We start from the raw sequence: 9542 nt of genomic DNA on the forward strand, positions 1-9542 counted from the left end.
GCACCTCCCCTCGGGGGAGCCGCAAGTTCCACGTTCGCCCGATCGTGTCGATCACGGGTTCGAAGTTTCGCGGTAAAGTCGAACACATGAGCGAATGGACTAGGTCTCCTCCCGGATCCGGGTGACCAGCTGGGTCGGGTTCACGAACCGCAACGCGACGAGAAGGAGCACGAGCATGGAGGCGGTGTAGATGGTCGCCATGGCGTCGACGGACTGGTTGGCCCGGATGCCCGCGGCGAACACGGAGTTGTAGAGCGCCACGACGAGGGTCGTCGAGTCCGGGCCGGCGGTGAGGAACGTCAGCTCGAACATGCCGACCGTCCGGACGAGCACGAGGATCGAGGCGGCCAGGATTCCCGGCAGCAGCAGCGGCCCCAGGATCCGGGTGAACACCGAGACCGTGCGCGCGCCGGACATGCGCGCGGCGGCTTCGATCTTCGGGTCGATCTGCTCGATGAAGGGCGTCATGGTCAGCACGACGAACGGCACCGACGGCACCAGGTTTGCCAGGATCACGCCGGTGGTCGTGCCGGCCAGGTGGAACTTGTAGAGCACGGTCGCCAGCGGGATGCCGTAGGTGATGGGAGGGATCAGGATCGGCAGCACGAACAGCAGCATCACCAGGCGCTTGCCGGGGAACGAGCGGCGGGCCAGGGCGTAGGCGGCCGGGACGCCGACCGCCACCGACACGGCGATCACCACCAGCGCGACGATCGCCGTGGTGAGGAGGACGTCGGACAGGCCGAACTCGCGCCAGGCGTCGGCGTACCAATGGGTGGTGAAGCCGTCCGGGAGCCAGGTGCCGAACCACTGCCTGCCGAACGAGTCGACGACCACCGAGAGCACGACGCCGGCGAGGTTGACGAAGAAGAACACGACGATGGCCCAGACGACCCAACGTCCGGGACGCGCGACCCAACCGCTCATCCCTTGCCTCCGGTCGCTCCGCGGTACAGCGTGCCGCGCCACGCCATGACCAGGCCGATCACGATCAGCATGACCACCGCCATGAGCATCGCGACGGCCGAGCCCATCGAGTAGTCGTACTCCTCGAACGCGGCGTGGTAGGCCGCGATCGAGATGACGCGCGTCTCGTTCGCGGGGTCGCCGACGAGCTGCGCCGAGGGGAAGACCGAGAACGCCATCACGAACGAAAGGCAGAAGGTGATCGCCAGGCCGGGAGCCAGGAGGGGCAGCGTGATGCGCCGGAAGCGCTGGACGCCGTTCGCGCCGAGGGTCGCGGCCGCCTTCTCCAAGGAGGGGTCGATGCCCGAGAGGTAGGACAACGTCAGCAGGAAGGAGAAGGGGAAGCCGGTGATCACGAGGGACAGCAGCACGCCGGTGTAGTTGTGGATCAGCGGGAGCGGCTCGTCGGTGATGCCGAGGACGGTGAGCACCTTGTTCAGCCAGCCCGCCGGCCCGCCGTACATGATCAGGCCCTGCGCGGTGAGCACCGTGCCGAGCGTGATGGGCACGACGAGGATCGTCGTCAGGAGGCGCTTGCCGCGGACGCGGACGCGCATCACGTAGGCGATCGGGATGCTGGCGAGCACGTTGATGAACGTCGCGGGCAGCGCGATGCCGAGCGTCGTCCAGATGGTGTCGCGCAGGTACGGGTCGCCGAAGAAGCGCGCGTAGTTGGCGAAGATCCCACCCTGGCGTGGGGCGAAGGACAGTTGGAGGCCGTAGAGGAAGGGGTACAGGAAGAGGCAGGCAGTGACCAGCAGACCGGGCACCAGGAGCAGCAGGGTGCGGTCGATGCCGCGCTCGGCCAGGCGGTGACGCAGTGCGGGGCGGGCACTCGCGACGGCCGTCATGGCTCGAACACCAGGACGCGCTCGGCCGGGATGCCGATCCGGGTCGTGTCGCCGGGGGCGAGGCGCTTGTCGGTCCGGAAGTAGACCGGCACGCCGCTCGGCAGCCGGGCCGAGATCGACAGTTCGCGGCCGTGGTACTCGACGATCTCGACCGTGACGTCGAGGGCGTTCTCCGCGGCGTCTCCGATGACGAAGTCCTCGGGACGGATCGCGACCTTCGCCGGGCCCTCCGCGAGCGAGCCGCGGCCGGACAGGCGAACTCCGGCGCCCTCGACGGTCACCGACGATCCCGCGGCGCCGGTGACCGTCACGTCCAGGAGGTTGCGGTAGCCCATGAACGACGCGACGTAGCTGTTCACCGGCTGGGCGTAGACCTCCTCGGGCGTGCCGATCTGCTGGACCGTGCCGTCGCGCAGCACCACCAGGCGGTCGGCCAGCGACAGGGCCTCCTCCTGGTCGTGGGTGACGTACACCGTGGTCAAGCCGAGCGTCTGGTGGAGGCGGCGGATCTCCATCCGCATCTCGAGGCGGAGCTTGGCGTCGAGGTTGGACAGCGGCTCGTCCATCAGGACGACCGGGGGCTCCAGCACGACGGCCCGGGCGATGGCGACGCGCTGCTGCTGCCCGCCGGAAAGCTGCGCGGGGAACTTCGCCGCGTGGTCGGTGAGCTGCACCAGGCGCAACGCCTCGTCGACCCGGCGGCGGGCGTCGGCGCGGGCGACCTTGCGCATCTTGAGGCCGAAGCCGACGTTGGCGCGGACCGACATGTGCGGGAACAGCGCGTAGTTCTGGAAGACCATCCCGAACCCGCGCTGCTCCGGGGGCTGCCCGTCGATGCGGGCGTCGTCGAGCCAGATGCTGCCGCCAGTGAGGGGCAGCAGGCCGGCCAGGCAGTTCAGCGCGGTCGACTTGCCGCAGCCGGACGGGCCGAGCAGGGCCACGAACTCGCCGCGCGCGATGGCGAGGTCGAGGCCGCTCAGGGCGTTCGCGGTGCCGAAGCTCCGGGAGACCCCGTCCAGCCGGAGCTGCTCGAACGTCACTTCTTGCCGACCTTCGAGCCGCCGACCAGCTGGTTCCACTTGTCGAACGCCTTGACCTGCTGCTCGGCCGGCAACGAGCTTTCCTTGGGGTACTGCGAGATCCACTGCTCGTACTCCGGGCGCCCGAACTGCCGAAGAGTGTCCTGGCTCTTCTGCGGGGCCATCTGCAGGGTGACGTCCTTGACCGCCGGGCCGGGGTAGAAGTAGCCGTCGTCGTAGGCGATCGCCTGCTGGTCGGGCTTCAGCATCCACGCGATCAGCTGCAGGATCGCCGACTCCTGATCGGGCGAGAGGCCCTTGGGGATCAGGGCGTACTGGGCGTCGGTGACCCAGTGCATCGGCTGCATGATCGCGGTCTTGACCGTGTTCGGCACCGTGCCGAGCTTGCGCGGGTTGATGTCCCAGCCGGTCGTCGACATGACCATGTCCACCGCTCCCGAAGCGAGGTTCTTCATCGTCTCGGTGGTGCCGGACGGGTAGTACTTCACGTACTTGCCCAGCTCCTGCAGGAACGCCCAGGTCTTGTCCCAGCCCTTGTCCGGGTCCTTCGGGTCCTTGTCGCCGAGCAGGTACGGCAGGCCCATCAGGAACGTCCGGCCCGGGCCGGAGTTGGACGGCTGCGCGTACTGGAACTTCTCCGGGTGGGCCTTGGCCCAGTCGAGCAGCTCCTGCGGGGACGCCGGCGCGGCCGGAACCGCTCCCGGGTTGAACTCCAGCAGCGGGCCGGAGGGGTAGTAGACGACCTCGACGCCGTAGCCGTTGGCCAGCTCCTGCATCTTGGCCGCGGGCTCGAGGTAGTTCTGCATCAGGTTCGGGAACCGGCTCGAGAAGTCCGGGAGGATCTTGGCCAGCGTGCCGTTCGCGATGCCGGCGGACAGACCGTCCGTGCCGCTGAGGACGAGGTGGGTCTGGGCGACGCCGCCGTCCTGCTCGGCCTTCAGCTTGCCCGCCATGCTCGGCGCGGGCGCCGTCGAGTACGTGACCTTCGCCAGCACTTCCGGGTGCGCGGCCTTGAAGTTTTCGATCATCTGCTTGGTGAGCTGCAGGTTGCCCGCGATGTCGAGGATGTTCAGGTCGACGGGCTTGCTCGGCTTGTCGGGCACGGCCTGCGGATCCGCCGCCTGGCCGCCGCCTCCACCGGGCGCGCCACAGGCCGCCAGTCCGGCGGCGAGGCCGGCCGCCAGGAGCACCCGGCGGAATCGGAAGCCGGTGCGACGCTGCATGGCTGCTCCCTGGGTCCGTGATAATGTTGTATGTCGCATCGTATATCAGATCGGACATGCCAGTGGCGAGCACTTCTTCGGCCCGGAGGCCGCCGCCGCCCGTCTCCCGCACGGATTTCGTGCGGGACGCGATCAAGGATTCGATCTTGAGCGGGGAGTTCGGACCGGGGGAAACGCTCGTCGAAGGCGAGGTGGGCGCCCTGCTCGGCGTGTCGAAGACGCCGGTGCGTGAAGCCCTGCGCATCCTCGCCGGTTCCGGTTTGGTCACGATGAGCACGTACAAGGGGGCCGCGGTCCGGGTCATGGACGCCGAGAGCGCGAACGCGGTGTACGACCTGCGCGCGCTCCTCGAGCCCGAAGCCGTCCGACGCGCTGTCGAGCGCGGCGCGGACTTCGGCGAAGCGCGCCAAGTGCTGGCGGACGTCGAGACCGGCGCGAACGCCGCCGACCGCGTCAAAGCCAGCCTGGCCAACCGGCTGTTCCACCGCGCGCTCTACGCCGGGTGCGGGAACCCGCTGCTGGTCGAGATCCTGGACGGCCTGCGCGACCAGGCCGCCCTGATCACCGTCACCGGCTGGGGCATCAGCCCGACGTGGCGGGGAGAAGCCGCCGAGCACCGGGCGATCCTGACCGCCGCCGAGAGCGGGAACGCCCGGCAGGCGGAACACCTGCTGCGCAAGCACATCACGGATTTCATCGACCGGGTCGCCGGCGGGCTGCCGGAAGAACAAGGCACCGAAACGAAGGGAGCCCGATGACGTTCGAGGAGCAGAGGCGGCGGCTGTCCGGGGTGGTGGCCATCCCGGTCACCCCGTTCGACGCCGAGGGCGCCGTGGACGGCCAGACGTACGCGAAGCTCGTCGACCGGCTGATCACCGGGGGCATCGAAGTCGTGACGCCGAACGGGAACACCGGGGAGTTCTACGCACTGGACGCGGCCGAGGCCCGACAGTGCCTGGAGGTCACCGTCGAGGCCGTCGCGGGGAGGGCCAGTGTGCTCGCCGGGATCGGTCACGACGTCGCGTCCGCGACGCGCGCCGCCGCGCACGCGCGGGACGCCGGCGCCGACATGATCATGATCCACCAGCCCGTGCACCCGTACATCTCCGGCGACGGCTGGGTCGACTACCACGCCGCGATCGCGGCCGCGGTGCCCGAACTCGGCGTCGTGCTCTACGTCCGCAACCCGGCGATCGCCGGTGAGCAGCTGCGCGCCCTCGGCGAGGCGGCGCCGAACGTCATCGGCGTGAAGTACGCCGTGCCGGATCCGGTGCGGTTCGGCTCGGTCGCGCGGGACGCGGGCTTCGAGCGGTTCGTGTGGATCGCCGGCCTGGCCGAGCTCTCGGCGCCCGGGTACTTCGCCGTCGGCGCGACGGGGTTCACCTCGGGGCTGGTGAACGTCGACCCCGCGATCTCCCTGGAGATGTTCCGCGCACTGTCCACAGGGGACTATCCGGCCGCGATGGCGGTCTGGGAACGGATCCGGCCGTTCGAGGAGCTGCGCGCGGCGAACGGGAACGCCAACAACGTCAGCGTCGTCAAGGACGCGCTCGGTCAGCTCGGGCTGTGCCGCCCCGACGTCCGGCCGCCGAGCCGGCTGCTGACCGGACCCGAACGCGAACGCCTCTTCGGACTGCTTTCGTCCTGGGGGCTTTCGTGAAGGTGGTGGCTCATCGGCGCGCCGGAGCGCGGTGACGCCGAAGTCCGGCTCGCCGACGAGCCACCTGATGACCGGAGTCGTGCCGGAAGAAACAAGCTGTAACAACCCAACTGGGCGCCTCGGGCGTCGCTCTGCGCGACTACGGGCGGCTGCTCGCCGGCCATCGGCCGGCACGGCTGCGTACGAGCGGGTTCCGGACCCGGACTCGGCTCCTGTCCCCGGTCGGAGCGATCCGGCCGGAAGGTCACGGGTGTGGGGCAGATCACCTTCATCCCGATATGGCCGACTGTACACCTCTTCCGCCGTCCACGGGGAATTGCCAATCCGCCGGTGGGGTGAGACCCTGGGGGTAGGACGCGGTACCACCGCGACCAGGCCCCAGTGCCCTTTCCCGAACCGGACCCAGACCCCGTCAGGGCTGGAAACCGTTGCTGGACAAGCCTTTAACGACTTACCCAGAGCGGTGTGTTGATGTCTTCAGCCCAAATTGCGGATACTCCCGCGACGTCCGGCAGTGACTTCGCCGAACTGTCGCGGCTGATCAAGGCCGCCGGCCTCCTCCAACGACGGCGCCGCCACTACGCCGTGCGGATCGGGCTCAACCTCGCCGCCTTCGGCGGAGGCTGGGTCGCGTTCGTCTTCCTCGGCGACTCGTGGTGGCAGCTGTTCCTCGCGGCGTTCTTCGCAATGATGTTCGCGCAGCTGTCGTTCATCGGACACGACGCCGGGCACAAGCAGATCTTCAGCAGCCGCAAGGCGAACGACGCGACCGGCTTCGTCCACGGTGGACTCACCGGGCTGAGCTACGGCTGGTGGGTCGGCACGCATTCGCGGCACCACGCCAACCCGAACCACGAGGAAGAAGACCCGGACGTCGACATCGCCGCGCTCGCGTTCAGCAAGGCGCAGAGCGCGCAGAAGCGCGGGTTCCTGCGCTGGATGGCGAAGTACCAGGCGTTCCTGTTCTTCCCGCTGCTGCTGCTCGAAGGCCTCAACCTGCACGTGTCGAGCGTGAAAGCGGTGCTGCGCAAGGACGTCCGCAAGCGCAAGCTCGAGTCGGCGCTCCTGATCGCGCACCTCGCCGCCTACCTCGCCGCCGTGTTCATCGTGCTCTCGCCGCTCACCGGGATCATCTTCGTCCTGGTGCACCAGTTCCTGTGGGGCCTGTACATGGGCTGCTCGTTCGCGCCCAACCACAAGGGCATGGAAATGCTGACGGCCGGGCACAAGCTGGACTTCCTGCGCAAGCAGGTGCTGACCTCGCGCAACGTCCGTGGCGGGCCGGTGGTCGACTTCGCCCTCGGCGGGCTGAACTACCAGATCGAGCACCACCTGTTCCCGAGCATGGCCCGGCCGAACCTCAAGCACGCCCAGGTGATCGTCCGGGACTTCTGCGCCCGGCACGGGATTTCCTACGCCGAGTGCGGCTGGGCGCGCTCCTACGGGTACGTGTTGCAGCACCTGCACGAAGCGGGCGAACCGCTGCGGCGGCGCCCGGCCGAGGTGGCGGCGTGACGGCCCCGGTGCCGGACGCACCCGAGGTGCCCCGCTCCGGCAACCAGTGCCCGAGCTGCCCGCACCCGCTCGGCACGCACGACGCGATCGCCCGCCGCTACTGCGCCGCGACCGAGACCGCACACGGAACCGACCGCGGCTGCGTGTGCGGCACGGTGCAGGACCACCAGAGCCCGGAAGGTCCCCGGGGGCACAAAAGCCACACGAGTACAGCCTTCGAACAGCAGAAAAGGACCGAACGATGACCACATCGACCACTTCCTCCACCCGCTACCAGCTGCGCGTCGACCGCGTGAAGAAGATCGTCATGGAGGACACCAAGCTCGGTGACGCGAAGGCGCTCGCGCTGGCCGTGCGCATGGTGCACGAGCTCGACACCGTCCCGGAGCCCGTCCGCTGACGCCTGGGTCCTCCCAGCACGTCCGTCGTGGCGGAAGCACCTCGCCACGACGGGCGGCTTTGCGCAGGTCAAGCACGGCGTGACTGAAGTTACTCGCGCGTAAATAAGCAGTAAGTGGCCGGCACGATCGCGTCAGGACCGCATTCACGGGGGAAGCACGGCGAACGGGACAGCGGTGTCCTGACCGGGTCCGATCCGCCGTGATGCCCGGAGGCACCCTGTGACGCTCAGCGAGCTTCTTCCCAGCCTCGGCTGCGAAGCCGCCGATCACCTCGAGCCAGGAGTCTGGCCGCGAAGCACCCGACTCGGCGAAGACGGCGAGCTCCTCTTCGCCGGCGCGAAGGTCAGCCACCTCGCCGCCCGCTTCGGGACGCCGTCCTACCTCATCGACGAACAACAGGTCCGCGACACCGCCCGTGAGTACCGCCGCGCGCTGCCGGACGTCGAAGTCGCGTACGCGAGCAAGGCGCTGTGTACGCGGTCCGTACTGCGCTGGGTCGCCGAAGAGGGGTTGTCGCTCGACACCTGCTCCGCGGGCGAGATCGCCGTCGCACGCGCAGTCGGCTTCCCCGCGGAGCGCATGCTGTTGCACGGCAACGCGAAGACGCCCGAAGACCTGAAGGCCGCTCTCGAGTACGGCGTCCGGCGGATCGTGGTCGACTCGCTCGACGAGATCGAGCAGCTCGGCGCGCTCGCGCACGGTGCGCAGCAGGTGATGATCCGCGTGACGCCGGGCGTCGCGGCCGGGGCGCACGCGGCCATCAGCACCGGTACCGAAGGCCAGAAGTTCGGCTTCTCGCTGCTCGACGGCGTGCCCGACAACGTCGACGCGGCCGTGCAGGCCGTGCTCGCGCAACCCGGGCTGCGCCTCATCGGCCTGCACTGCCACATCGGCTCGCAGGTCTCCCGCATCGACCGCTACGAAGCCGCCGCGCGCCGGATGGCCGAGGTGCTCGTCCGGATCCGCGACACCCACGGCGTCACGCTGCGGGAGCTCGACCTCGGCGGCGGGCACGCGGTGCCGTACGTCGGCGGCGAGCCCGCGTTCGACCTCGGCGGCTACTCGCGACGCCTGCGCGTGGCGCTCGCCTACGAGTGCGCGGCGCACGGCTTCCCGTTGCCGCGCTTGACGATCGAGCCGGGCCGGGCGCTCGTCGGGCCGGCCGGGATCACGGTGTACCGCGTGTGCGCGGTCAAGCGCGGCAGCCGCACGTTCGTCGCGGTCGACGGCGGGATGAGCGACAACGCGCGGCCGTCGCTCTACAGCGCGCGCTACACGACGCGCCTGGTCGGCCGGCGGTCCAAGGAGAAGCGCGTCCCGATGACCGTCGTGGGCCGGCACTGCGAATCCGGCGACGTCCTCGCGGACGGCATCAGCCTGCCCGGCGACCTGCGCGCCGGCGACTTCCTGGCCGTGCCGTGCACCGGCGCGTACCACCATTCGCTGGCCTCGAACTACAACCAGGTCGGGCGGCCGCCGCTGGTCGGCGTCAAGAACGGCGTCGCGACGCTGCTGGTGCGCCGCGAGACCGAGGAGGACCTCAGCCGCCGCGATCTAGGCTAGGCGCCTGGGCACGGACGCTTCGAGGCCCGCGAGCAGCACGCCGAGCGCGTACCGGAAGTCGTCGTCGACCGTCGAGCCGGCGCGTTCGCGCAGGCCGCGCGCCAGCAGCGGGAACGGGAACGACTCGGTCGCGATCATCGCCGCCTCCGCGGCGGGCGCGGGCCGCGTCTGGTCCTCGACGGCCCGCCCGAGCACGAAGTGCACCAGCACCCCGGCCGCGCGGGTCGCCTCGCCGAGCGGGAAACCCGCGTCGTGCAGCACCCCGACCGCGCGCTCGCGCCAATAGACGAACGCCACCCCCGGGGAGAAGGACTGGACCCCAC

11 protein-coding genes are annotated in these 9542 nt (G+C 69.7%); 6 read left to right on the forward strand and 5 right to left on the reverse strand.

All coding sequences use genetic code 11. The features are described 5' to 3' along the window. Positions 1 to 99: 99 nt before the first annotated feature. From AB0M83_RS05655 to AB0M83_RS05670, 4 genes are read right to left on the reverse strand one after another with little or no spacing between them, the layout of a single operon-like run. The gene (locus AB0M83_RS05655; protein WP_364512924.1) at positions 100 to 927 is read right to left on the reverse strand and encodes an ABC transporter permease subunit; all 828 of its coding nucleotides are present in this window, start codon (positions 925 to 927) and stop codon (positions 100 to 102) included. After that, the gene (locus tag AB0M83_RS05660) at positions 924 to 1817 is read right to left on the reverse strand and encodes a sugar ABC transporter permease (protein WP_364512927.1); all 894 of its coding nucleotides are present in this window, start codon (positions 1815 to 1817) and stop codon (positions 924 to 926) included. The genes AB0M83_RS05655 and AB0M83_RS05660 overlap by 4 nt, the downstream gene beginning before the upstream one ends. Then, positions 1814 to 2857 (reverse strand): ABC transporter ATP-binding protein, encoded by a 1044-nt coding sequence (locus AB0M83_RS05665; RefSeq protein ID WP_364512930.1) that lies wholly within the window; start codon positions 2855 to 2857, stop codon positions 1814 to 1816. Before AB0M83_RS05665 ends, AB0M83_RS05660 begins: the two co-directional genes overlap by 4 nt. Further along, positions 2854 to 4080, reverse strand: coding sequence for an extracellular solute-binding protein (locus tag AB0M83_RS05670; protein WP_364512933.1), 1227 nt, complete (start codon positions 4078 to 4080; stop codon positions 2854 to 2856). Before AB0M83_RS05670 ends, AB0M83_RS05665 begins: the two co-directional genes overlap by 4 nt. 62 nt (positions 4081 to 4142) lie before the next feature. On the opposite strand from AB0M83_RS05670, the gene AB0M83_RS05675 reads away from it, so the two are divergent. The 6 genes from AB0M83_RS05675 to lysA all read left to right on the forward strand — a co-directional run bounded on the left by AB0M83_RS05675 (position 4143) and on the right by lysA (position 9219). After that, the gene (locus AB0M83_RS05675; protein ID WP_364512980.1) at positions 4143 to 4838 is read left to right on the forward strand and encodes a GntR family transcriptional regulator; all 696 of its coding nucleotides are present in this window, start codon (positions 4143 to 4145) and stop codon (positions 4836 to 4838) included. Then, positions 4835 to 5740, forward strand: coding sequence for a dihydrodipicolinate synthase family protein (locus tag AB0M83_RS05680; RefSeq protein ID WP_364512935.1), 906 nt, complete (start codon positions 4835 to 4837; stop codon positions 5738 to 5740). Before AB0M83_RS05675 ends, AB0M83_RS05680 begins: the two co-directional genes overlap by 4 nt. A 471-nt stretch (positions 5741 to 6211) precedes the next feature. After that, positions 6212 to 7255, forward strand: coding sequence for an acyl-CoA desaturase (locus AB0M83_RS05685; RefSeq protein WP_364512938.1), 1044 nt, complete (start codon positions 6212 to 6214; stop codon positions 7253 to 7255). Next, positions 7252 to 7500, forward strand: a complete 249-nt coding sequence (locus AB0M83_RS05690; protein WP_364512941.1) for an RGCVC family protein — start codon at positions 7252 to 7254, stop codon at positions 7498 to 7500. The genes AB0M83_RS05685 and AB0M83_RS05690 overlap by 4 nt, the downstream gene beginning before the upstream one ends. Continuing rightward, positions 7497 to 7655: a DUF6307 family protein gene (locus AB0M83_RS05695; protein WP_364512943.1), complete on the forward strand. Its 159-nt coding sequence runs from the start codon at positions 7497 to 7499 to the stop codon at positions 7653 to 7655. Before AB0M83_RS05690 ends, AB0M83_RS05695 begins: the two co-directional genes overlap by 4 nt. A gap of 220 nt (positions 7656 to 7875) precedes the next feature. Then, a complete protein-coding gene (gene lysA, locus AB0M83_RS05700; protein WP_364512945.1) occupies positions 7876 to 9219 on the forward strand; it encodes a diaminopimelate decarboxylase in 1344 nt (447 codons plus the stop codon). Here lysA and AB0M83_RS05705 read toward each other — a convergent pair. Continuing rightward, positions 9211 to 9542 (reverse strand): TetR/AcrR family transcriptional regulator C-terminal domain-containing protein (locus AB0M83_RS05705; RefSeq protein WP_364512947.1); only part of this gene is annotated, 332 nt, incomplete at its 5' end. The two genes, lysA and AB0M83_RS05705, sit on opposite strands and share 9 nt — an antisense overlap.

Origin of the sequence: Amycolatopsis sp. NPDC051106 (genome assembly GCF_040682775.1) — a bacterium.
Classification (GTDB): domain Bacteria; phylum Actinomycetota; class Actinomycetes; order Mycobacteriales; family Pseudonocardiaceae; genus Amycolatopsis.

Bases quoted from the DNA above. Each gene is read 5' to 3' on its own strand.
- AB0M83_RS05695 (WP_364512943.1), top strand. From the start codon at position 7,497: ATGACCACATCGACCACTTCCTCCACCCGCTACCAGCTGCGCGTCGAC.
- AB0M83_RS05660 (WP_364512927.1), bottom strand. From the start codon at position 1,817: ATGACGGCCGTCGCGAGTGCCCGCCCCGCACTGCGTCACCGCCTGGCC.
- AB0M83_RS05680 (WP_364512935.1), top strand. From the start codon at position 4,835: ATGACGTTCGAGGAGCAGAGGCGGCGGCTGTCCGGGGTGGTGGCCATC.
- AB0M83_RS05670 (WP_364512933.1), bottom strand. From the start codon at position 4,080: ATGCAGCGTCGCACCGGCTTCCGATTCCGCCGGGTGCTCCTGGCGGCC.
- AB0M83_RS05655 (WP_364512924.1), bottom strand. From the start codon at position 927: ATGAGCGGTTGGGTCGCGCGTCCCGGACGTTGGGTCGTCTGGGCCATC.
- AB0M83_RS05685 (WP_364512938.1), top strand. From the start codon at position 6,212: ATGTCTTCAGCCCAAATTGCGGATACTCCCGCGACGTCCGGCAGTGAC.